Origin of the sequence: Ulvibacterium sp. (assembly GCF_965248315.1) — a bacterium.
Classification (GTDB): Bacteria; Bacteroidota; Bacteroidia; order Flavobacteriales; family Flavobacteriaceae; genus Ulvibacterium.
Genome location: NZ_CBDFIX010000001.1, coordinates 264,223 through 287,982 on the forward strand (window position 1 = coordinate 264,223; position 23,760 = coordinate 287,982).

The following is a 23,760-nucleotide window of genomic DNA, read 5'->3' on the forward strand; positions in this document are numbered from 1 at the left end:
AAACCAAAAAAACCCCAACTGCTAGGTTGAGGTTTTCAATTTGTTCCGTAAAAGAACTTAATTGCGTCTGGGCTTCCTATCCCGATTATCCCGTCGTCGGTCGTCCCTTCCACGGTTACGGTCATTGTTTCTTGGAGGTCTTTCCACAAAACCTTCCGGTTTTGGAAGCAAGGCCTTTCGAGAAACCTTTTCCTTGCGGGTCCTTGGATCTGTTCCCATATATTTTACATCAAAGACATCGCCCATGTTAACTACATCGGAAACATTTTCGGTACGTTTCCAATCCAATTCCGAAACATGAAGCAATACTTCGTTGCCTGGGGCATCGTTGTATTCGACAACAGCTCCAAAATCGAGCATTTTAATAACCTTTACTTCATAAACGCTACCAACTTCCGGCTTGAACATCAAAGCATCTATTTTCGCCAAAACAGCATCTATACCATTTTGGTCGGTACCTAAAATTTCTACGATACCTTCTTCTGTTACAGGATCCTCGTTAATAACGATCGTTGTCTTGGTCTCTTTTTGCAATTCTTGGATTACTTTTCCACCAGGACCGATCAAGGCGCCGATAAACTCGTTTGGAATAACGGTAGTAACCATTTTGGGTGCATGCGGTTTAACGTCCGGTCTTGGATCCGAAATGGTATCCACTAATTTTTCCAAAATGTGTAGACGACCATCGCTGGCTTGTTTCAATGCCTTTACCAAGATTTCATAGGAAAGGCCTTTTACTTTGATGTCCATCTGACAAGCGGTAATACCATCAGATGTACCCGTTACTTTAAAGTCCATATCGCCCAAGTGATCCTCATCTCCCAAAATATCCGAAAGCACAGCATATTTTCCGCTATCCGCATCGGAAATCAATCCCATGGCAATTCCTGAAACCGGTTTTTTTAACTGTACCCCGGCATCCATCAGGGCCATAGTTCCCGAACAAACGGTAGCCATGGATGATGAACCATTACTTTCCAATACCTCGGAAACGACACGGACGGTATAGGGGCAATCCTCTGGGACCATACCCTTTAAAGCACGTTGGGCCAGGTTACCATGGCCTACTTCCCTACGGGATGTTCCACGTATGGGTCTTGCTTCCCCGGTTGAAAATGGAGGGAAGTTGTAGTGTAGATAGAAGGTTTCCTCACCTTCGTAGGAAGGCATATCTATTTGGTTGGCCTCTCTAGAGGTTCCCAAAGTTACTGTTGCCAAAGCTTGGGTTTCCCCTCGTGTAAAGATAGCCGAGCCGTGAGTGGAAGGTAAATAATCCACTTCACACCAAATGGGTCTGATCTCATCGGTTTTTCTACCATCCAATCGTAAGCCTTCATTTAGGGTAAGGTCACGAACCGCGGCTTTCTCGGCCTTATAAAAATATTTGGAAACCAAGTCGCCGTTTTCTTCCAATTCCTCTTCGGTAAATGTGGCCATTACTTCCTCTTTTATGGCATCAAATGCAGCGCTCCGTTCTTGCTTGGCAGAACCTGCTTTGGCTATGGCATAAACCTTGTCATACGTAAGGTCGTGTATTTTTTGGGCCAGTTCCTCATCTTCGCGCTCACCTTCGTACTCCCTAACTTCTTTTTTGCCAAATGCCTCGGCCAACCGTATTTGGGCTGCACATTGCACTTTGATCGCCTCATGGGCAAATTTGATGGCCTCGGTCATTTCTTCCTCGGAGATTTCCTTCATCTCACCTTCCACCATCATTACGGAATCTGCCGAGGCGCCAATAACCATATCAATATCACTTTCTTCCAACTGTGCTCGGGTCGGATTGATGATAAACTCCCCATTAATACGACCGACGCGACATTCGGAAATGGCGCATTCAAAAGGAAAATCAGAGAGCTGAATAGCAGCGGATGCCGCCAATCCGGCCATGGCATCGGGCATAACATCCTCATCATGAGACATGAGCTGGATCATTACCTGAGTCTCCGAATGGTAATCCTTTGGAAAAAGTGGGCGTAGTACCCTATCTACCAATCGCATGGTCAAGACCTCACCGTCGCTGGGCCTGGCCTCTCTTTTGAAAAATCCACCAGGATAACGGCCAGAAGCCGCAAATTTTTCGCGATAATCTACCGTTAGAGGCAAAAAATCGACATCACTTTGTTTGTAATTGGAAACTACGGTACACAATAGCATACATTTTCCTGACTGGACAACAACGGACCCATGGGCCTGTTTTGCCAATTTTCCGGTTTCGATAGAGATTTCCCTACCGTCACCGAGGTCAATGACCTCTTTAAAAGTTTTTGGAATCATACATTAGATTTAATCCACCTGTAGTGGATTTGTTAAACAATGGTCTACCGTCTTACCGGACGGCCAGGGTTGTGTTGTTGTGTGTTGACCAATGAAAAACTGTGTGCAGCTTTTTTAACCCCGAGACTATCGGGGTCTTCTAAACATATTAAAAATGCCAAAACTAATCTGGCATATTAAAAAGGGGAGCATCACTCCCCTTTTATTCTTATTTTCTAATATTCAAATCTTTAATCAATTCACGATATTTTACAATATCCTTCTTCTTTAAGTAGTCCAAAAGACTCCTCCGTTTACCCACCAAACGTACCAAAGATCTTTCTGTATTAAAATCCTTGTGATTTTTTTTGAGATGTTGTGTTAAGTGGTTGATACGATGTGTAAACAAAGCTATCTGCCCTTCTGTAGAGCCTGTATTTGTGTCTTTGCCGCCATATTTTTTGAAAATATCGGCTTTAATTTCCTTGGTTAAATACATTCCAATATTGTATTAAATGATTTTTATGTATTTGATTGATTTTCAATCAGTGCGCAAAGATAGAAATATTTTTAGATTAAGAGACTTTTTTGAACCAAGTCGATTATTTTTTTTGAGCTCCGTTAAACCTTTTGGGGCATACTCCAGTCCTAGAAAGGTAATGTTAAAAAAATGTTAGTGTGAAATGAGCCATTTTGAGTGTTGGTTTTAGACTAAATCTTTAATGGCGGATTACATTTTACCTATTAAACCATTTAAAAATTAAAAAAATGAAAAGTCTCAAAAAAATGAACTTTACAGGGTTACTTCCGATGACCATCGGGCTGGCAACACTATTATTTTTTTCCTGTAACAAAGATGAAACACCTATTACGGAAGGCGAACAAAGTTTAGATGTCGTGGCCTTAACGGCCAGTGATGAAGCCGAACTTATTTCGGAAGAAGTCATCACTGTTGCGGAGGATGTATATTCCTCGGATGAAATCAGTACAATTTCCAAAGCTTCGTACCGGTCGGATTACCTACCGGATTGTGTCACCATCACGACCGTGGTTACGGATAACACTAGGGAAAAAACCATCGATTTTGGTCTTGGATGTGAGTTGCCCAACGGAAATGTCCTAAGTGGCATTATCTTTCTTTCCTACGAAAAGGATATGGAGTTGGCCACGAAAACTATTACGCTTTCTTTGGTAGATTTTACATTTAATGAAGTTGCTGTAGAAGGTGAGGCCACAATAGAAAGGGTACGGTCTAATGAAAATGGCAATCCGCAGGCAGATGCCACAGGCATATTCAATGGTACGTGGCCGGATGGCAGCACTTCCAATTTTACCGGCAACCGCACACGTGAATGGATCGAAGGTTATGGTAGCGGATTTTGGGGCGATAATGTGTTTTTGATTACAGGTAAAAGAACCTATACCGGGCCTCAGGGCAATGTATTGATTAAGGAAACTATAACCCCATTACGCAGGGAATGGTCCTGTCGTTTTATCGTTAGCGGTATTTTGGAAATTTCCCGGAACGACCTCACGGCCAGTCTGGATTTTGGGGACGGGGAATGTGATGCCAAAGGAGTTTTAACATACCCCGATGGGCGAACCGAGGAAATCTTCCTTCGACGTTTTAGGAATTAATGAATCTTTTTTGATTGATTTGGTTGAAAAGTCCCGGCTATCTGGTCGGGGCTTTTTATTTTCTGATCGGCTTATTTTGGATCAGGTCTATGTAGAGGTTTATGTTCTTTTTCAAATCCCTTCGATGGACAATGAAGTCCAAAAAACCATGTTCCTGTACAAACTCCGCGGTTTGGAATCCTGGTGGAAGTTCCTTGCCTGTAGCTTCCTTTACTACCCTAGGCCCGGCAAAACCGATTAGGGCACCAGGCTCTGAAATGTTGATATCTCCTAGCATGGCGTAAGAGGCTGTTGTACCACCGGTAGTTGGATCGGTACATAGCGAAATGTATGGAATGCCAGCTTCCGCAAGCTGGGCCAATTTGGCCGATGTCTTTGCCAACTGCATCAGGGAAAGGGCGGCTTCCATCATTCTTGCTCCCCCGGATTTGGATATCATTACAAAAGGAACGTTCTTTTTAATGGCATGATCAATAGCCCGGGCAATTTTTTCCCCAACAACACTTCCCATGGAGCCCCCTATAAAACTGAAATCCATACAGGCCACCACCAAGTCCTTGCCCATAGATTTACCTATGGCCGTTTTTACGGCATCTTTTAGACCTGTCTTTTTTTGTGCTGCTTTTAGGCGGTCCGAATATTTTTTGGTGTCTTCAAACTTCAACGGGTCTTTTGAGGAAAGTTTCGGATCCAGTTCGGTGAACTTGTTATCATCAAAAAGGATTTCAAAATACTCCTTGCTTCCTATTCGCACATGATAATCGTCTTCCGGGCTTACGTAAAAGTTTTTGGCCAACTCCTCGGATTCCACGATTTTTCCAGTAGGCGATTTGTACCATAATCCCCTAGGCGTATCCTTCTTTTGCTCCGTGGCGGTCTGTATTCCCTTTTCCTTTCTTTTAAACCAAGCCGTCATATCTTCCATATTAAATAGAGGTAATCTTCGGAACTACAACGTATTAACGTTGTTTAAATCTTCAAATGCTTTCTTTAGGCGTTCAACGAAGGTCTTTTCGCCCTCCCTGAGCCATACGCGGGGATCATAAAACTTTTTGTTGGGTTCGTCCGCTCCTTCCGGGTTGCCTATTTGAGCTTGAAGATAGTCTTTTTTGCCTTGCACGTAATCTCGAACCCCGGTCAAGAAGGCATACTGTAAATCGGTATCGATGTTCATTTTTATGACACCATAACCAATAGCTTCCCGGATTTCCTCGACGGTAGAGCCCGACCCTCCATGAAATACAAAATCAATATGGTTATGTTCCACGCCGTATTTTTCTGAAACGTATTCTTGGGAATTCTTTAGAATCTTTGGGGTGAGCTTTACATTACCTGGCTTGTACACCCCATGAACATTGCCAAATGCGGCAGCAATAGTGAACCTAGGGCTTATTTTGGAAAGTTCTTCATAGGCATAGGCCACTTCCTCGGGCTGGGTGTATAGTTTGGAATCATCAACATCCGAATTATCCACACCATCTTCCTCGCCCCCGGTAATGCCCAATTCTATTTCCAAGGTCATGTTCATCTTACTCATTCGGGCCAGATATTCCTTGCAGATTTCAATATTTTCCTCAATAGGTTCTTCGGAAAGATCGATCATATGCGAACTGAAAAGGGATTTTCCAGTTTCCGCAAAATGCTTTTCGCTGGCATCCAAAAGCCCATCGATCCAGGGCAACAATTTTTTTGCACAATGATCTGTATGTAGGATTACGGTTGCCCCGTAGGCTTCGGCCAATTGATGTATATGTTTGGCTCCCGCAACTCCTCCTAATATGGCGGAACGTTGTCCGTCATTGGACAAGCCTTTCCCGGCATTGAATTGGGCACCCCCATTGGAAAATTGAATGATTACAGGGGAATTTAAACTGGCTGCCGTTTCCAGCACACTATTTATGGTGTTGGAACCAATAACATTTACTGCAGGTAGGGCAAACCCTTTTTCCTTGGCATAGTTGAATATTTCTTGGACTTCGTCTCCGGTGGCAACCCCCGGTTTAATATTGTGGGCCATAATTTTGGTCTGTTAGTTTAGTATTGAACGGGACAAAAGTAATAAAATAAACAAGGCTTAAAAAAGCAGTTTTGTAAAAATGAATTAATCGGTCAATATTGTTTTCGAAATCAAATGACCTTCATTTGAAAAACCCTGTATTTCAAAAAGTAAGCCATTCTCCGAATCTTTTCTTACGATTTTAAAGCTAACCTCACCTTTCTTATTCGTTATTACATTGGGTTTCCAGTCAACTTCTATTAATTCCAGAGGTCTTGATCGCTCAAAAACATACAAGGGGGTATAATACTTTTTGGCCCGGTGAAAACCATTTTTAATAACGAATTTATCGTAAAGTGTATTTTTATTTTGACCCAAAGCATCTGAGGTAAATACTTGAAAAATCATAGTGCTTATCTGGGTTGCTGGGTTAAAGCCAAGATTGTTGACCATAATGTTTTCAATGTCTTTAATTTGTAAGTTCGGCAGCCGTTCGGGCCGGATTGGTCTACCATTAATAGATAGGAAGGCGACCTTGCGATGGCCCCCAAGATAGGAGTGTCCGGTACCTGTTGTTTTAAGAGAAAACCCTTCATTCACCAGAAAATCCATTAAATTGCTATCAGAGTTATTCAATACTTCGGGAAGCGGTACATTATAGTATTTTCCAATGTCGCTTACCAAGGGTTCATACTTTTTAATGGTTTTTCTTCTCTGTACGTATTGTTCGCTACGTTTTCTTTCGGTTACTATTACCTCATCCAAGTCGATGGTTCCATCCACATTTTCAAAAGGAGTGTCATCAGTCCAACCGGTTATTCCATTTTGTGCCGTTTTACCGGAGTGGTCGGCTTTGTAGTTTTCATTGGCGGCAATTGAAAGCCTATATCTATTTTTACTGTAGGTCGTGGTATCATATTCGATTTTTAAGGGCCTACTAATTTTGCCCAGCCAATTTTGGTAGGCTACCCTTACCGTGTCACCTTTGAACACGTCCAGGTCTTGAAAAACAAATGTGGATTTATCCTGTAATTTGGCCTTGTCCATAATGCGGAAGTCATTAGGAATTAGTACCAGTTTTTTCCTTTTGATCTCTTCCTTAATTTTTCCTTTAAGCTCAAAACCAGTTTCAAACGCGTATTTTTCGATAGGGTTGATCTCCTTGATTATTTCATCCAGAGTATACCCCGTCCAGCCTTGCGTGAGTAACAAAAGGTCCAGGTGTTCCTTTCTTTTTTCATTTTCAATATCGAAATAATAGGCGGGATTTTCAATGTAACCCCTTACATGGGGTCTTAGTAGAAAGGCACTTTTAATGGTGTTTTTTAGATCTGCGACCTTCGATTTTTTATGGAGTATTGAAATACTTAGATCGGCGCTTAAATTATTCTTCTTTCCCCTTGATAAAAGGCGATACGTAACAGAGTCGGCATCGATTTTCGATTTTTCCAGAAAAATCAATGTTTTTTTTCGATCGGTTTCAATATAGAATTTTCGCTGGGCTATGGGCCGGTCATCCGCAAAAAGGGTCAAGGTATGTACGCCATCCAAGAAAATGTCCTTTTTGGTCTTGATCGACGAGGTGACCGAATCCAGTCGAGCAACGGAATAGAGCTGGAAGAGCTGCCGGTCTTGATGATACAACAACGTATAATTGGAATAGATTTGATTATAGAAAGTTGCTTCATTGACTTTTAAATAAACATGCAGGAACTCTTCATCTGAATTGTCTATACTCAACACCACACCTTTTTCGGATGCAGCTGGGACCGCTTGTTCAAGAACCGTATCCTTAACCTTTATTCTTGCCCTGTATGTTTCACCTTTTTTGTAGACAAAGCTAAATCGTCCCAGTCCTTCATGTTCACTTTGGAAAGTGGTTATCGTTTCTCCTTCTTCGTTGATAATGCTTCCTTTAAAATCAATGCTTTTACCGTTCAATAGGGCTTTTATACCCAACTTGTTTTCAATATCCTCGACAAGATCGCCGCTTTCGGGAAATAATTGTATGTCGTATATAGGACCTTCTTTCTTGGGTATATTCAATGCTTTTTCCCCCAGAATTGTGATTTCTTGCAAGTACTGGTATTCTTCCCCGAAATTGCGCATGTAGTTGGTGCGGGCCTGAAGGTAATAGGTGCCGGGAGCGATGGCGTCATTCAGTTCAAATTGGCCCAAACCCGTCCCGTCCGTTATTGAAATAGTCCTAGCAAACATTTGGTCACCATTTTCATCAAACAACCTTACTTCCAAAATTTTGGTTCTAGCCGACGGATAATTAATAGAATCACCAACATATGCCTTGAACCAGATGATATCATCGGGAAAATAGGTGGTCTTATTGGTATGCACATACACCTTTTCCTTCAATCGGGGATTTATTTGCATGGCATGTAGTTGCTCTATTAAAGAAGATTGAGCAACTGAAAAAGTACACCAGAAAACTAATAGAAGACTATGGGGGAATTTCACATCACGGGCGTTTTTGACTTATGTCCAAATACCCTTATAAAATACTAAAAAGGATAGTTAATACCAATTTGAAGCACGGAATTACCAAAATTATAATCTCGAAACCATCTTTTGGAAGGTTCTTCGGCCGGATTATAGGTTTTAAAGCCCAAGTCTACACGGAAAAGAAAATAGGTGAAATCATAGCGAAGCCCAAATCCGGTTCCCAGGGCAATATCCCCCAAATCCTCAAGACCGTCAAAAACGGCATCTGGGTTTTCCTGGTCATCAAAAACATTCCAAATATTTCCAGCATCCGCAAACAGGGCACCTTTAATATCACCTACAATGGGAAACCGATACTCCAAATTGAACGCCAATTTAAAATTGGCCTCGTTAAAATCATTTATGGCATTCGTCTTTCCAGGGCCTAAAGAATATGGAAACCAGGCACGATTATCATTGGATCCCCCGGCAAAGTAACTGCGTACAAAGGGAATGTTGGTAGAGTTGCCATAAGGAACGGCTATTCCAATAAATGTATGGAAGGCCAAGACCTTTGAACGAGAAAGATCCCAGTACTTCACATAATCGATATCTGTTTTGATATATTGCGAATAGGGAACACTAAAAACCAAAAGATCCCCATCATCATTTTTGTTGAAGGGGATGAAATTGGCGAAGCCGGAAAGCAGATTGCCGGCACTTTCCAAAGTCCACCGAAATTGAAAAAAGTTATTATCGGTGAGTCCGTTCCTATTGTTTTTATGAAAGGTGTAGTTACTGGCAAAGATGAGGTTGTTCTCCGTTAACCGTATTCTGCGTTCCTCAATACTGTTCACCTCTTGCAATTGTTGTGCGTCCACGTCCTCCACCTCACCATTTAATATAGCCTCAGTAAAACCTGTAGTTCCTTCGGGAATGATCAATCGGGGGTCGTCTGAGCCATCCGGTGTTTCGTAAAATTCGACCAAGGTGGGATCTCCTTCAAAATCATCGGCTACTTCATCCAACCTATCATAGGAATTCCTGTAGACGTTGAAGAAGCGATCTGTGTTTACATTTCGAACAAACTGAATGTTTAAAAGTTCTACGGTATTCCTTCTAAAATCGGAAGGACTCCAATTGTAGCTTAAGATAGAGTTAAAGGTCTGTTTATCCAGGCCAATATTTTGTTGAAAACTGCTTCCTAGGGATATTCGTGTTCTAGGCAGGGTATAACTGGGGATAATCTTTTTTGTGTTTAGAAAAGGAAACCAGATTCTGGGAAAATCCAAATTGAGATCCGCCCCAAATTCCAGAATATTAAAGAAACGGCTGTCAAGTATGGTCGGATCGCTTGAGGAACCAACGTTCAGTCTTCCGGTGAGGCTTAAATTCTCCGCACCCTTAAAGAGGTTTCTGGCCTGCAATGAGGGGCTAAAGGCAAGGCCTACACGTTGAATGTTGGAATGGGTAACATCAAAACCCATTCCCAAGGAATACTTTGGTCTTGCCGCCAAATAAACATTGGTAGTTAGTTTTGTCCGCGTGCTATCTTCCTCAAATGTGATGGTCGGATACTTAAAAACATTGAGGTTATTTATTTGGCGGTAGGTACGGGTTCTGTCCAAGTCCCTATAAATACTATCCTTTTCAAAAAAGATGGCATCTGCCAAAGTCTCGGGTTTAAAGCGTAGTTTATTGTGATAAAATATGGTGTAATCGCCGAACCGAGTAAAACGTTGTTCGCTATCACGTTCATTGTACAGATAGTCCGTATAGATATTGATCTTATCAAACCTATGGATTTTATACTCGGAAGTGGTCAAGGTGGTATCGCTTCTTCTTTTCAGATTATCGATATTAAGCTCAACGTCCATTTTACGGTCTTCCCCCAGTTTTGTAGTGTCCCGGATAATGTTATAGCTTATGGAGCTTTCTTGAAAATCATAAACACCGGAATTTCTGAAAATGTTCGCCAAACGTTCCCGTTCGGCATTAAAGTCCGCAAGATCAAACTGTTTCCCTTGTTCCACGAAAGATTCTTCTGAATGTAGTGTATAAAGGGAATCTATAGCACTGGAAGCAATTGAATGGGATATAGAATCTACCATATAGGGTTCCCCCAGGGAAATCTTATAGTTGATTTCCGCTCTTTGTTTTCTGGATACACTATCAATTTCAAATGTGGTGTTGTTATTAAAATAGCCTTTGCTCCCGTAATAGACACTAAGTCTTTCCAGACTTTTTCTTGTATTGGAAGTATCAATGACTACGGGTGCCTCGCCAATTCTTTTTAACCAAACACTAAGCCCTTTTACTAAAAAGGATTCTCCTAGTCGCTCTACCTGTTTTTCGGATAAAAAATTGTCCAGCCTATCTTTTCGCTTGGGTTTTCTGTAGAGCCAATCCTGATAGGAGGAATCCGGATTTTTTTTGGCAATATTATAGAGGTTCAAGCGTAGGGGATACCCCAATATTCTGCTATTGGGTTTCTGGACGATAAGACTTTCTATATCTTCATCGGTGACTTTTAGACTATCCGTGTAAATCGTATTTTTTACAAGGAGAAGCTCATCTTCACCAACTCTTTTGAGGGTGTTGCAGGAAGTGATTGCGAAACCTATCAATAATAGGCTTATTTTAGCCCAGGTTCCTGTGGTGCCCAAATACATCCTCATAGAAGCCAAAAATACATTATTTGCATGGTTGTTAAAAACCAAATAAAACTTATCAAAAGTCTACATCAAAAAAAGTACCGAAACCTTCATGGACTTTTTTTGGTAGAGGGCGTCAAGACCGTAGAAGAACTATTGGATTCCGGATTGCGGGTATATGGCATATTCACTACCGATGTATCCATTTTGAAGGGAAGGGGTGATTACCAGGTCTTGATTTCCGAATCTGAGCTCAAGCAAATGAGCTCTCTAAAAAACCCCAATACCGTGCTCGGGGTATTTTATAAGCCTGAAACGTGGAAAGTGGATTTTAAGGATTGGGTCGTTGCCTTGGACAATGTATCCGACCCCGGAAATTTAGGGACCATTATTCGACTTTGCGATTGGTTCGGGATATCTCATTTGGTATGTTCCAAGGATACTGTGGATTGTTATAACCCTAAGGTACTTCAGGCTACAATGGGTTCCATCGCCCGGGTACATGTGGGATATATGGATCTATCACAATTTTTAAGGGAATCCGGACAACAGGTTTTTGGTGCTTTCATGGATGGACAAAGTATTTATGGTGCAAAGTTACCCAGTTCCGGAATTTTGGTCATGGGCAATGAGGCCCATGGGATTTCGGAAGAAATCAGAGCCTTATGTCACAAAAAGATAGGCATTCCACAATTTGGCAAGTTGACGGCAGAAAGCCTAAATGTGGCTACGGCCACGGCTGTTTTGTTAAACGAGCTGAGAAGATAGAATTGGGGTTCCGATTTTTGAGGTTGTTGAATTTTTGCATTTTACCATCAACCCAACTACTCAAATGTAAAATTGATAAAAAATCCTCTTGTGCGCAGTCCATCTATGTTCCCTGTCCATGGACTATTGGGGTCATTGTCCGGGACCAATTCATCGCTTATGGCAAAAACCCCTCTAATAGAGGGTGTAAATTTGAAGTACTCTAAATAAAAATCTATTCCGAAGCCTAATTCATAATTGTAAACCCACTTCTTCATCCGAAAGGTACCCGAACTGTTATCGTCCAAGGCGGTTTCATTACTGCCCAGATTTAATGAGGCGGAGGCGCCCCCGATTAAAAAAGGCTTCCAGTTGCCAAAACGCCGCGCGCTTGCTTTGATCAAAAGCGGGAAATTGATATAGGTGGATTTTACCTCTCTAATGGCATCAGATTCCTCGGTAAATCCTGGAAAACCCAAAGTTCTTGCATTGTATAGCAAGCCAGGCTCAAACCGAAGGTCTAAAAACTCATTGATTCGCATTTCGCCGATCAGCCCTACATTAAAACCAATGGACTTACTGACCAGGATATCCGTATCCCCGGGATCGTTTTTATAGTTGAATTTAAAATCATATTGATTAAACCCCAGAAAATACCCCCAATTGAGTAATGCCTTGTCCTCATTTTCCAGATTTAGGATAGGTTTTTCGTTAAATTGGGCATTGACGGGTATACCTAGAAAAAGTAGACCCATGCACAACAAAAAGATGTACTTCATATGCTTATTTTGTGGCAACATAAATAGAGGCGACACCAAATGTTTGAGGCTTGTTCGCTACATCTATAAACCCCGTTTTGAGCAAAATATTGTTGAAGTCCGTACCATGGGGAAAAACCGATGCAGATTTGGACAAATAAGAGTAGGCGGATTTATCCTTGGAGAAGAGTTTGCCAATGGCCGGAAGCATGTATTTGCAATAGAAATGATACCCTTGCTTAAAAGGTGTTTTGCTTGGAACCGCAGTTTCCAGCACTACAAAAGTGCCTGATGGTCGTAGCACGCGATAGATTTCCAGTAGGCCCTTTTCCAAAGTTTCAAAATTGCGTACACCAAAAGCCACCGTTACCGCATCGAAAGAGTTGTCGGAAAAGGGAAGATTTTCACTGTCGCCAACAACCATCTCCACCGTATTTTCCAGATTTTTAGTATTTACCTTTTTTTTACCTATCTCCAGCATGCCTTGAGAAATATCGAGACCTATAATTTTAGTAGCTCCCGTTCGTACAAGGCTAATGGCCAAATCACCCGTTCCTGTGGCGATATCAAGAATTTGTACAGGCTTTTTTTTCTGTAGAATCTTTACCACCCGCTTTCTCCATTTTACGTCCAACCCAAAGGAAATAACCCTATTTAGGCCATCATAGTTTTTGGAAATGGCATCGAACATTTGGGTTACCTGCTCCTTTTTTCCAGAACGGGAATTGGAATATGGAGTGATTTTTTTCTGCATTCCAGGCAATTTTCGGCAAATATAGCGCATACAGATCAGGTGACTCCATTATTGCCCTTCAATATGGGCAAATGAACTTATTTTGAATACTTGAAGTATTATTTTGACGGGCAACATAATTAATTTATGTAATTTTGCACATCAGAATTGGCAAGCAGGTAATACAAATGTGTATTGACACTCAAAGTGTTATTTCTTTCGATCAGTTGGTTTTATATTTTATTCTTGCCAATGACAACAATGTATCCGATTAAATGAAAATCATAATTGCAGGAGCTGGTGAAGTAGGCTTTCATTTGGCAAAACTTCTTTCGTACGAATCCCAGGACATAACGCTCATAGATACCCATAAAGAAAGCTTGGTTTATGCGGATAACCATTTGGATATACGTGTACTGAAGGGAGATGCCACTTCCATAACTGTCCTTCGTGACGCAAAAGTTGAAAAATCTGATTTGGTAATTGGGGTCACGTCCTCGGAGACCACAAATTTAACGCTTTGTATGTTGGCCAAGCAGTTGGGGAGCAAACGGACCATAGCTCGGATATCCAATACCGAATTTATGGATAATAGGGAAATCATCAAGTTTTCGGACCTAGGAATCGATGAATTGATTTCCCCGGAAGAGCTCGCAGCAACTGAAATACAACTCTTGTTGAACAAATCCGCATTTAATGACACCTATGAATTTGAGGATGGCAAGTTGATCATGATAGGCGTGTCCCTAATCAAAACAGCTCCCTTTGTTGGAAAAATGGTAAAGGAAGCCGCAAAAATTTTCCCGGAACTCCATTTTATGCCCATAGCCCTACAACGTTTGGGCACGCAGTTTACTGTTATACCCAGGGGCGATACCGTTTTTAAGGAAGGAGATCAGGTTTATTTCATTACGGTAAAGGAGGGGGTGGATGAGCTATATAAGCTCACCGGAAAGAAAAAGGCGGACATTAAGAATGTAATGATCTTAGGTGGAAGTAAGGTAGGTTTCAAAGCGGCCCGCGATCTTTGCGCCAAAAAATTCAATGTAAAGCTCATTGAAAAAAATAAGGAAAAGGCCTTTGATTTGGCCGATGATTTACCCAATGCCCTGGTCATTAATGGAGATGGCCGCAACGTAGAACTTTTGGAGGAAGAGAGTTTGGATTCTATGGATGCCTTTATTGCAGTTACCGGAAATTCAGAGACCAACATCATGTCTTGTCTGGTTGCCAAGTCCAAACGTATTAAAAAGACCATAGCTTTGGTGGAGAATATGGATTATTTTCAGCTTTCGCACTCTATTGGTATCGATACGTTGATCAATAAAAAACTCTTGGCGGCCAATAATATCTTTAGATATATTCGGAAGGGAGAGGTCGTAGCCCTGATGCGTCTTAACAACTTAAATGCGGAGATACTGGAATTTGTGGTAAAACCGAATTCCCGGGTAACCGGAAGTGTCATACGTGAGCTGGATTTCCCAAAGTCGGCTACAATTGGTGGTGTTGTTAGGAATGGAGAAGGCATTATTGCCTTGGGAGGTTTCAAAATCCAAGAAGGTGACCGCGTTGTAGTGTGTTGCCTACCTGATGTAATTCCCAGAATAGAAAGATTGTTCCTGTAATGACCCTTAATTCCAGAATAATATTTCATCTCATGGGCCTCCTGTTGGTCTGTAACGGAGGTTTTATGCTTTTGGCTGCTTTGGTGAGCGGTATTTATGATGATGGCGTTACCTTGGAAATTACTACAGCGGCTATCTCCACGATGTTCGGTGGCGTGTTTGCCATGTTTTACACCAGAGGCCATAAAAAAGAGGTAAAGCGTAAAGAGGGATATATCATAGTCACTTTCGGATGGATCGTGATGTCCATCTCCGGAATGTTGCCTTATATATTCTCCGGGGCCATCCCAGGAATAACCAATGCTTTCTTTGAGACCATATCTGGTTATACGACCACGGGTGCATCCATTTTGGAAGATATAGAGTCCTTACCCGAGGGTATTCTTTTTTGGCGAAGCCTTACCCATTGGATAGGAGGTATGGGAATTATTGTTTTGGCCATTGCCATACTGCCACTTTTGGGAATTGGAGGTATGCAATTGTTCGCCGCCGAGGCTCCGGGCCCCAACGCCGATAAATTACACCCTAGGATTACGGATACGGCAAAACGGCTTTGGTTGATTTATTTTGGGTATACCGCTGCAGAAACGCTTTTGTTAAAGTTGGCCGGGATGTCCTTTTTTGATGCTATAAACCATGCATTGGCTACCTTGTCCACAGGCGGTTTTTCCACTAAAAATGCTAGCCTTGCCCATTGGAACGATCAACCCATGATCCAATATATCGTGATTTTCTTTATGTTCTTGGCCGGTTCCAATTTTGTACTAAGTTATTTTGCCTTTAAGGGAAAAGTGCAACGGGTGATCAAGGACGAGGAGTTTAAGTTTTATACAGGTTTCATAGTTGTCTTCATGGTTATTGCCGCTTTGGTGGTTTATTTTAGAGCGAATGTTCCCATATCGGAATATCACCCCATGGTTTTGGGTGAGGGTGAAAGCGCGTTTCGGCATGCCTTGTTTCAAGTCGTTGCGGTAGTAACGACCACGGGTTTTGTTTCAGCCGATTTTACAGCTTGGACCCCATTTTTAACGATTTTCTTTTTTGGATTGATGTTTTTGGGGGGATCAGCAGGTTCTACAGCAGGAGGAATTAAGGTAATGCGGCATCTGCTCATTATTAAAAATGGTCTGCTGGAATTTAAGCGCACCTTGCATATGAACGCTATAATCCCCGTGCGATACAATAACAAAACCGTAAGCGAGCATATTGTTTATAACATCATTGCCTTTTTTGTGCTTTACATGTTATTGTTCGTTATTGGAGCTTTGGTATTGGGAGCTTTGGGATTGGATTTTGTTTCCGCCATTGGTGGGGCGGCCTCCTCACTGGGGAATGTAGGGCCGGCCCTGGGCAGTCTTAATCCGGTCAGTAATTTTAATGGCCTGCCGGATGCAGGAAAATGGTGGTGTGGTTTTTTAATGCTTGCCGGTCGGTTGGAACTCTTTACCGTATTGATTTTATTGACCCCTTATTTCTGGAAACGGATCTAACATGGACTCCGCTGGCATTCCTTCTTTTCCGCGATATGTTTTTCGTTGAAATTAAGTATTTTCATTTCCAAGCTGGGAATGAATCATTTATACTCGCGAGTATCATGTATCCGAAGATTTATTTGTACAAACGTATAAAGGATGCCAAAATCCTTATAGATCGTCACTTTTCCGACCCCATTAAGCTCAGCGATATTTCTGAGAGCGTGTATTTGTCAAAATATCATTTTTTAAGGCTTTTTAAGGAAGCCTATGGTACTACACCCCACCAATATTTAAAACACAAGCGGGTTGAAAAGGCCAAAAAACTCCTCAGAAAAGGCTTGCCGATCAAGGAAGTATGTACACAGGTCGGTTTTGAAAGTATACCTTCCTTTTCCAATCTTTTTAAAAGAGAAACCTCGTTTACACCTTCTGAATTTAGAAGACGCCATAGTAAATAGCAATTTTCGATAAGGTTTTCTGCTCAACAGCTTGCATTTTTGTAAAAAACCATGAAATTACTTTACAAAATCAACTTGATCTTACTCATTGTATTGAGTCTTGCGACTGGGGTGTTCAAAGTACTTCGACAAGAAGCGGATATTGAACTTTTTAAAGTATTGGGGATGACTGCAACACTCACATTTGGGTTGGGTATAGTCCAGGTATTGGGAGGAATACTGCTGATCCCTGTACCAACTAGAAAATATGGGGCCTTACTGATGATGGCCACCTTTGTAATTGCCTCCTTAGCGGTTTTTATGAACGGGATGGTAGTATTTGGATCGGTATCTTTGCTTTTTATCCTTATGGCCTTTTGGGTATACCAAGTAGAAAAAAGGAAAATATAAATTTAAAAGTTATGGCGTATTATGTGATTACAAGAACAATTATTGAAGATCAATCCTCCAAGGAGGATGTTCTTGCCATGTCCAAAGAATCCACTGAGATTTTTAGGAAACAACCAGGATTAATCGAAATGAAATCATTAATAGCGGAGAATGAAACCCATTTATCTACCTATCTTGTATGGGAGAATCAGCAATCCCATTTGGCTTGTATGGAGAGCAAGGATTTTGATGGGGTTACCGTACAATGGACTGCCTTTATGCAAGAAGGCAAGATCAAGTTTGAGTTGGAGACGTATCAGCTTGTAGAGTAGACCTCTAATTTTGTATGCTACTACTGTGTTGATAATAGTTTGTTAGAAGTATTGCAGATATAGGGTAAGTAACCCGATTTAAGGCGCGGTATATTATTTTTACTAATCTAGCACTACCACTTTTATGCCTGGGGATACTAGACTTTCAAAACGTTTCAGTGTTTCCCTATTTTTAATTTCATAATGCATGGGAATTACTTTTTCAGGTCCTATTTCGTTTACGATTTGGGCAGCCTCTTCTTCATCCATAGTCAAGTTGTCTCCACCTATGGGAATTAAAGCAACCGCTATGTCTTTTAACCCTTTCATTTCGGGAATGTAATTCGTGTCGCCGGCATGATATATCCTTAGATTTCCTTCCAAGTTCAAGATAAAACCAATATTCTCTTTTGATCTAGGGTGGGCCTTTATCCATAGAAAAACTGATTTTGTATTGTAGGCCGGAGTAGCTTCTATATCTAGGTTCTCAAATTTGAGGACATCCCTAGGTTTCATAACCCGTAAATGGGGATTATAGGCCTTTAGCTTTTTTGAGATGCCCATGGAACAAATGATTTTTGTTTCCGATTGGATAACCTTTTCTATATCATTCATGGAAAAGTGATCGGGGTGCGAATGCGTAATCAAAATGTAATCCGCTTTTTTGGTGGTTCCTATTCCAACCGGGTCAATGTAAATTACCTTATCCTTTGTTCTGAGTTGAAAGCTTGAGGGAAAGAAATGGGATTTATTCACCTTAATCGTTCCCCAGGTAGATAACACCGTATTTTCCCCTATGCTGATTTGTTGGAGGGCCGGATTTCTTTTTTCACTGATGGATATTTTTACCATGGTACAACCTTGAACGAGCACAATTATGGGCATAAACAGCATAAAAGAAACTCGTATGCCTATTTCCAATTTCATTTTAATTTAAAGACCAAAACTAAATCCAAGAATAATCGCATACCATGACCTTGGTCATTTTGCGAAAAAACAATAGTGTTGAAATATGTGAAGGGAAACAAGTATTCCCTAGTTTTTGACCAAACTTTGATTTTTTGCCCACCACTAGGGTACAAAAAACCCCTCCTTGATCAAGGAGGGGTTTCATCTGAGTAAGATTTTATTTTAAACCACTGCCTTGATCCGTTTTACAGCTTCCCTAATCTCATCCTCGGAAGCGGCGTAGGAAATACGGATACAATTGGGATTGCCAAAGGCTTGCCCGGTAACCGTGGCTACATTGGCATTTTCCAGTAGATACAAGGCAAAATCCGATGCATTTTCAATTTGGGTCCCGTTAAGTGTCTTTCCAAAAAAGCTGGAAATGTCCGGGAATACGTAAAAGGCCCCTTCGGGTACGTTGAGGTTAAAACCATCGATTTCCCCAAGAAGTCCAAGAATCAGGTCACGGCGTTCATGAAACTTGTCGATCATAAACTGAATCTTGCTTATCGGTGCCTCCAAAGCCGTAATGGTGGCACGTTGTGCAATGGCGTTGGCCCCACTGGTGTTCTGTCCCTGAAATTTGGTACAGGCTTTTGCAATCCAGTCTGCCGCGCCAATGTACCCTATACGCCATCCCGTCATGGCAAAAGCCTTGGAAACTCCATTTACGGTAATGGTACGGTCGTACATTCCTTCAATGCCTGCAATACTAACATGCCCGCCACGAAAATTGATATGCTCGTAAATCTCATCTGAAACTACATAAATATTAGGATGGTTTCGTAATACTTGGGCCAATCCTTCCAATTCTTCCAGACTATATACCGAACCACTGGGGTTGCAGGGCGAACTAAACCATAGCATCTTGGTCTTGGGCGTAATGGCTTGCTCCAGTTGCGCTGCGGTCATTTTAAAGTCGGTTTCGATACTTGTAGGCACTTCAACCGGAACCCCTTCGGCCAATTTTACAATATCGCTATAGCTTACCCAATACGGTGCCGGTAGTATTACTTCATCTCCTTTGTTCAGCATGCACATGGCTATATTGGCCAAGGACTGCTTGGCCCCTGTAGAAACCACAATTTGGTTTAATCCGTATTCCAGATTGTTGTCCCGTTTGAATTTATTGGAAATGGCCTGCTTTAAATCGGCATATCCGTCAACGGGAGAATAGCTGCTATAGTTTTCGTCAATGGCCTTTTTGGCCGCTTCCTTTATGAAGTCGGGGATGTTAAAATCCGGCTCCCCTAGGCTTAAACCTATAATATCTTTTCCCTGGTTTCTTAATTCCCGTGCTTTTGCGGCCATAGCCAAGGTGGCCGAAGTAGACATACTATTGATTCTTTCGGATAAATGGTTGCTCATTTGCGGTATAAATTTACTGGTACTGTAGGGCGGGCCTTTTGCCCAATTCCTTTAAGTGTTTAAAGTGCGAAATTATAGCTTTTCTGGTAGTTTTATACTCGTTGTAGGGCAAATTAAATTCCTTTGCCGTCTGTTTCACAATTTTGGAAATTTTTGTGTAATGTATATGACTGATGTTAGGAAAAATATGATGCTCTACCTGATGGTTCAACCCTCCTGTAAACCAGTTCACAATTCTGTTTTTCGTACCAAAGTTCACCGTTGTGAATAGCTGATGAATGGCCCAAGTATTTTTCATGTTTCCGCTTTCATCGGGCAATGGGGTTTCCGCTTCGTCTACAATATGGGCCAATTGGAACACCACACTTAAAATAACCCCGGCCACATAATGCATGATGAAAAAGCCCAGAAGCACTTTCCACCAGGCAATGTCAATGAAAATAAGTGGTAAAACGATCCATATGGTGATATAAAGGACCTTGGTAATGACCAACGTGCTCCAATTTATTACCGGATTGGGTAGCTTACCATAACTGAGTTTTCGTTTCATGTAGCGGTACATCTGTTGAAAATCTGTGGTAATTGCCCAATTGAAAGTTAACAACCCGTATAAAAAGATAGAGTAGTAATGTTGGAATTTATGGTGCTTTCGCCATTCCGAGTGCCTGGAAAACCTTAAAATACGTCCTGCTTCCATATCCTCATCATGGTCTTGGATGTTGGTGTAGGTGTGGTGAAGTACATTATGCTGTACTTGCCAATTGTAAACGTTTCCTGCAAGAATGTAAATACTACCTCCCATAAGCTTGTTGACCCATTTTTTCTTTGAGTAGGAGCCATGATTACCATCATGCATAACATTCATGCCAACTCCCGCCATGCCTATTCCCATAACTATGGTCAATAATACATTGGCCCAATTGGGAAGCCCCAAAGTGAGAATCAAGAAATATGGCGTGAGGAATAGGGCGAACATGATCACCGTTTTAAGGTGTAATCGCCAGTTTCCGGTTTTCTTTATTTTGTTTTCTTGGAAATAATCATTCACCCGCTTGTTCAATGTCCTAAAAAATTGGGTGGAATCTTTTCGTGAAAATCGAATTGTTTTTTGGTCCATGTAAAGCAATCTTTTGATAAATATAACGTATTTAGAAACCTAAATATTCCTACGAGTTAATTAAAAAGGAATCTTTGCCATGTGAATATACTATTTTTGACGAAATACAAATGTACGCATGGGCAGTGAAATAGTATTCAAATATTTTCCCAATTTATCAGAGGCGCAAAAAAGACAATTTTTGTTGTTGGAAGCGCTGTATAAAGATTGGAACATAAAGATAAATGTGGTGTCAAGAAAGGATATCGATGAACTGTACTTGAGACATGTTTTACACTCATTGGGCATTGCCAAAGTTCAGGAATTTAAAGCTGGAAGTACTGTCTTGGATGTGGGTACGGGGGGCGGTTTTCCTGGGATTCCCTTAGCTATACTTTTTCCTGAAGTTCATTTTACTTTGGTAGATTCGATTGGAAAAAAAATAAAAGTGGTACAGGAAGTGGTGGAAGGTTTGGCATTAACTAATGTTAGGCCCATCAACGAGCGTGTCGAGAATCTGGAGGAAAGGTTTGATTTCATCGTGAGCCGTGCTGTGGCAGTGATGCCGACTTTTGTACATTGGGTAAAGGGGAAAATTAAGAAGGAATCCTTACATGAAAGACGTAATGGGATTTTCTATCTTAAAGGAGGTGATCTTAAAGAAGAACTACAGGGATATAGGGCCGCCCGGATTTTTGAACTAACCGATTATTTTGAAGAAGCATTTTTCGAGACCAAAAAATTGGTGTATTTGCCTCAGAAGTTTAAATAAGCTCTTAATGGCTTATTCATTAACTGCATCTGTTCTCGTGACTTTACGGGTGGAATATGGCTATTTTAAAACACCAATTTTAGTTAACCAGGGTACCAAATAATCCAGTAAATTATAGGGTTTTCCAGTTTTTGTATTAATAAAATCGTGGTTTCCGTATTCCAATACTTGAATTTGAAAGTTGGGATTATTCATCTGTTTCAGCTCGTTTATGGTGGCATCCACCGGAATTACTGGATCTTCGGTACCTAGAATCCACAGAGTTTTGGTCTTTAAGTTTTTTAGGATGCTTCTTGGATCAAATCCCCTGTGCCCATTAAAATGTTGCAGTTTTGAATGTGCGTCGGCTATGGTAAGCTTGTGCACATCCCCATCACCGGTCAATTGGCTAAAGTAATGTTCCTCCCCTGCAGAAACGGCAACCCCCTCTCCTATGATCATAAATTTTATCATATCATTTTTTGATGCAGCCAATGGCATGATCCATCCGGCTTGGCTTCCCCCTAAAAGACCGAGCTTGGCAGCACTAAGTTCTGGCCGGTTTTTTAACCAGGATACACAGGCCAGTACGTCCGAAGCAAGTAGGTTGAACCACTTCTCACTTCCTTCTACACTGAAGAACTGATAATGCCCTTCTGATTTGCCCACACCTCTTTTGTCATAAGCCAAAACGGCCATACCCAGTTTTGTGCCAATTCTTGTATAGTATGTTACGTCTTCATAAGTTGAAGGAGCGGAACCGTGGACCACCACAAGGACACCTCGAATTTTGCTTTTATCTTGGGGAGTGTAATATGCGGCGTTCAATCGAATGTCCCCATTTTGGATTACCATTTCCTCTTTGTTATATCCCTCAAATTTGGTATTTGTTATTTCAATAAGGGGCATGGCACAGACAGGGCAGTCCCCGGGATTTTCATATTGAACGGTATGGCAATCCGAATTACATGGAGGGCAGCGATACTTGGTGGTATGTTGCCCTTGGATAAGACCCAAGTAACCTAGGGTCAAAAATAGATTGAAACATAGATATGGATACCTCACAGTTTTTTGTAAAAAGTACCGTCCTCGGCAAGTGAATATCCCTTAATTTGATTGGATGTGTCCCTTTTGAAAAAGATAGGCTCTTGGTCAATATTTGAAAAGACATCCTCGTATTCATGATAAACCGGATAGGCAATACCATTTATCGTGGCATAAAGATCGCCCTTCGTTTTGTCATACGTCAACTCTATTTGTGAACCGTTTCCGTATTCATAGGTGCCTTCAAAATGCTTTAAAAAGGATGGTGCAACCTTTTCGGTATAGGGGTTGTCCTTGGATAAAATTAGGCCATCGCCCAATCGCCAATTATCATACTCCATGTTGTAGGCGATGCGTTTTGCTGCTTTGAGTCCATGTAGTTTTGCCACCAAATGTAGGGCCCCGTCTATTCCTGCGGATATCCCGGCCGTTGTGATTACATTTCCATTGTCAACAAAACGAACATTCTTGTTTACATTGATTTTGGGATAGGAGTCCTGCAGATCATCCAATGCGCTATGGAAGGTCGTTGCGGTTTTTTCATCCAGTATGCCCGCTTCCGCCAGAATAAAGGCCCCGGTACAAACCGAAAAATAGTATTCAATATGTTCTTGATTTTTGACCCATTCAATGACCTTTGGGTTTTTTACGGTTGGCGAGGTATTACCTCCAAAAAAGGCCAAAATATCCGCCTTCGGGGCGTTATCTATAGTGTAGTCCGGAATAACGTTGAGAATTCCCTGAGACTTTATCGGGCCTTTTTTCGCGGAGACCGTAAAGACTTCAAAGCCCGCATAGGATAACACTTCCATTGGCCCTGCGAAGTCTAGGACTTCAACCCTGTCCTGTAGGTAAAAAGCAATGGTTTTCACATCTTCTTTTTTCATAAGTACCATATTGCAAAACGAACATCTTCCCGGGGCATCATGTTCATCCGTATCACAACTAAGGCCGCAAGGCGGGCAAACATATATAATGGATTCATGGATACCGCTCTGTCCATGGAAAAACAACGTTCCAAAAAACAGAGCGGTGAGTAAAGCAAATCTGTTCATTTTTTGATTTTTGATGTTTTTCAAAGCTACTATGCCCATGCT

21 protein-coding genes are annotated in these 23,760 nt (G+C 41.4%); 8 read left to right on the forward strand and 13 right to left on the reverse strand.

From position 1 onward, the window contains the following. Positions 1–57: 57 nt before the first annotated feature. Both ACP2AF_RS01180 and rpsO read right to left on the reverse strand, forming a co-directional pair. Positions 58–2,277, reverse strand: a complete 2,220-nt coding sequence (locus tag ACP2AF_RS01180) for a polyribonucleotide nucleotidyltransferase (RefSeq protein WP_425234416.1) — start codon at positions 2,275–2,277, stop codon at positions 58–60. 208 nt (positions 2,278–2,485) lie between these two features. Next, positions 2,486–2,755: a 30S ribosomal protein S15 gene (gene rpsO / locus ACP2AF_RS01185; protein ID WP_422083837.1), complete on the reverse strand. Its 270-nt coding sequence runs from the start codon at positions 2,753–2,755 to the stop codon at positions 2,486–2,488. 269 nt (positions 2,756–3,024) lie between these two features. Between rpsO and ACP2AF_RS01190 the strand changes: the two genes are divergently transcribed. Next, positions 3,025–3,894, forward strand: a complete 870-nt coding sequence (locus ACP2AF_RS01190; protein WP_425234417.1) for a hypothetical protein — start codon at positions 3,025–3,027, stop codon at positions 3,892–3,894. A 55-nt stretch (positions 3,895–3,949) separates the two neighbouring features. On the opposite strand, the gene accD is transcribed toward ACP2AF_RS01190, so the two are convergent. From accD to ACP2AF_RS01210, 4 genes are all read right to left on the reverse strand, one after another. After that, complete coding sequence (accD, locus tag ACP2AF_RS01195) at positions 3,950–4,810, reverse strand: acetyl-CoA carboxylase, carboxyltransferase subunit beta (protein WP_425234418.1); 861 nt, start codon at positions 4,808–4,810, stop codon at positions 3,950–3,952. 33 nt (positions 4,811–4,843) lie between these two features. Continuing rightward, a complete protein-coding gene (gene fbaA, locus ACP2AF_RS01200; RefSeq protein WP_425234419.1) occupies positions 4,844–5,911 on the reverse strand; it encodes a class II fructose-bisphosphate aldolase in 1,068 nt (355 codons plus the stop codon). An 84-nt stretch (positions 5,912–5,995) separates the two neighbouring features. Then, the gene (locus ACP2AF_RS01205; protein WP_425234420.1) at positions 5,996–8,362 is read right to left on the reverse strand and encodes a hypothetical protein; all 2,367 of its coding nucleotides are present in this window, start codon (positions 8,360–8,362) and stop codon (positions 5,996–5,998) included. A 44-nt stretch (positions 8,363–8,406) separates the two neighbouring features. Next, positions 8,407–11,004 carry a BamA/TamA family outer membrane protein gene (locus tag ACP2AF_RS01210; RefSeq protein WP_425234421.1) on the reverse strand — a complete coding sequence of 866 codons (2,598 nt, stop codon included), beginning with the start codon at positions 11,002–11,004 and terminating at the stop codon, positions 8,407–8,409. Positions 11,005–11,028: 24 nt separating this feature from the next. Here ACP2AF_RS01210 and ACP2AF_RS01215 point away from each other — a divergent pair, with 24 nt between their 5' ends. Then, positions 11,029–11,748, forward strand: a complete 720-nt coding sequence (locus ACP2AF_RS01215) for a TrmH family RNA methyltransferase (RefSeq protein WP_425234422.1) — start codon at positions 11,029–11,031, stop codon at positions 11,746–11,748. Positions 11,749–11,804: 56 nt separating this feature from the next. Here the strand turns inward: ACP2AF_RS01215 and ACP2AF_RS01220 are convergent, their stop codons facing one another. Continuing rightward, positions 11,805–12,506 (reverse strand): porin family protein, encoded by a 702-nt coding sequence (locus tag ACP2AF_RS01220; protein WP_425234423.1) that lies wholly within the window; start codon positions 12,504–12,506, stop codon positions 11,805–11,807. Between the two features lie 4 nt (positions 12,507–12,510). Continuing rightward, positions 12,511–13,239 carry a bifunctional demethylmenaquinone methyltransferase/2-methoxy-6-polyprenyl-1,4-benzoquinol methylase UbiE gene (ubiE, locus tag ACP2AF_RS01225; protein ID WP_425234424.1) on the reverse strand — a complete coding sequence of 243 codons (729 nt, stop codon included), beginning with the start codon at positions 13,237–13,239 and terminating at the stop codon, positions 12,511–12,513. A gap of 254 nt (positions 13,240–13,493) precedes the next feature. Here ubiE and trkA point away from each other — a divergent pair, with 254 nt between their 5' ends. The 5 genes from trkA (at position 13,494) to ACP2AF_RS01250 (ending at position 17,477) form a co-directional block, all read left to right on the forward strand. After that, positions 13,494–14,843, forward strand: a complete 1,350-nt coding sequence (gene trkA, locus ACP2AF_RS01230; RefSeq protein WP_425234425.1) for a Trk system potassium transporter TrkA — start codon at positions 13,494–13,496, stop codon at positions 14,841–14,843. Beyond that, entirely contained in the window at positions 14,843–16,333 is a 1,491-nt protein-coding gene (locus tag ACP2AF_RS01235) for a TrkH family potassium uptake protein (protein WP_425234426.1), read from the forward strand. Before trkA ends, ACP2AF_RS01235 begins: the two co-directional genes overlap by 1 nt. Positions 16,334–16,437: 104 nt before the next feature. Further along, complete coding sequence (locus ACP2AF_RS01240) at positions 16,438–16,776, forward strand: helix-turn-helix domain-containing protein (RefSeq protein ID WP_425234427.1); 339 nt, start codon at positions 16,438–16,440, stop codon at positions 16,774–16,776. Positions 16,777–16,827: 51 nt separating this feature from the next. Beyond that, entirely contained in the window at positions 16,828–17,166 is a 339-nt protein-coding gene (locus tag ACP2AF_RS01245; protein ID WP_425234428.1) for a hypothetical protein, read from the forward strand. An 11-nt stretch (positions 17,167–17,177) separates the two neighbouring features. Beyond that, positions 17,178–17,477 (forward strand): hypothetical protein, encoded by a 300-nt coding sequence (locus ACP2AF_RS01250; protein ID WP_425234429.1) that lies wholly within the window; start codon positions 17,178–17,180, stop codon positions 17,475–17,477. A 102-nt stretch (positions 17,478–17,579) separates the two neighbouring features. Here ACP2AF_RS01250 and ACP2AF_RS01255 read toward each other — a convergent pair whose 3' ends face one another. The 3 genes from ACP2AF_RS01255 to ACP2AF_RS01265 all read right to left on the reverse strand — a co-directional run bounded on the left by ACP2AF_RS01255 (position 17,580) and on the right by ACP2AF_RS01265 (position 20,889). Further along, on the reverse strand, positions 17,580–18,383 hold the full coding sequence (locus tag ACP2AF_RS01255) for an MBL fold metallo-hydrolase (protein ID WP_425234430.1): 804 nt from the start codon (positions 18,381–18,383) through the stop codon (positions 17,580–17,582). Positions 18,384–18,587: 204 nt separating this feature from the next. After that, complete coding sequence (locus tag ACP2AF_RS01260) at positions 18,588–19,772, reverse strand: pyridoxal phosphate-dependent aminotransferase (RefSeq protein ID WP_425234431.1); 1,185 nt, start codon at positions 19,770–19,772, stop codon at positions 18,588–18,590. A 13-nt stretch (positions 19,773–19,785) separates the two neighbouring features. After that, complete coding sequence (locus ACP2AF_RS01265) at positions 19,786–20,889, reverse strand: fatty acid desaturase family protein (RefSeq protein ID WP_425234432.1); 1,104 nt, start codon at positions 20,887–20,889, stop codon at positions 19,786–19,788. A gap of 118 nt (positions 20,890–21,007) precedes the next feature. Here ACP2AF_RS01265 and rsmG point away from each other — a divergent pair, with 118 nt between their 5' ends. Then, on the forward strand, positions 21,008–21,640 hold the full coding sequence (gene rsmG / locus ACP2AF_RS01270) for a 16S rRNA (guanine(527)-N(7))-methyltransferase RsmG (RefSeq protein WP_425234433.1): 633 nt from the start codon (positions 21,008–21,010) through the stop codon (positions 21,638–21,640). Between the two features lie 60 nt (positions 21,641–21,700). On the opposite strand, the gene ACP2AF_RS01275 is transcribed toward rsmG, so the two are convergent. Continuing rightward, positions 21,701–22,684, reverse strand: coding sequence for a prolyl oligopeptidase family serine peptidase (locus tag ACP2AF_RS01275; protein WP_425234434.1), 984 nt, complete (start codon positions 22,682–22,684; stop codon positions 21,701–21,703). Beyond that, positions 22,681–23,718: a DJ-1/PfpI family protein gene (locus tag ACP2AF_RS01280; protein ID WP_425234435.1), complete on the reverse strand. Its 1,038-nt coding sequence runs from the start codon at positions 23,716–23,718 to the stop codon at positions 22,681–22,683. Before ACP2AF_RS01280 ends, ACP2AF_RS01275 begins: the two co-directional genes overlap by 4 nt. Positions 23,719–23,760 lie beyond the last annotated feature (42 nt).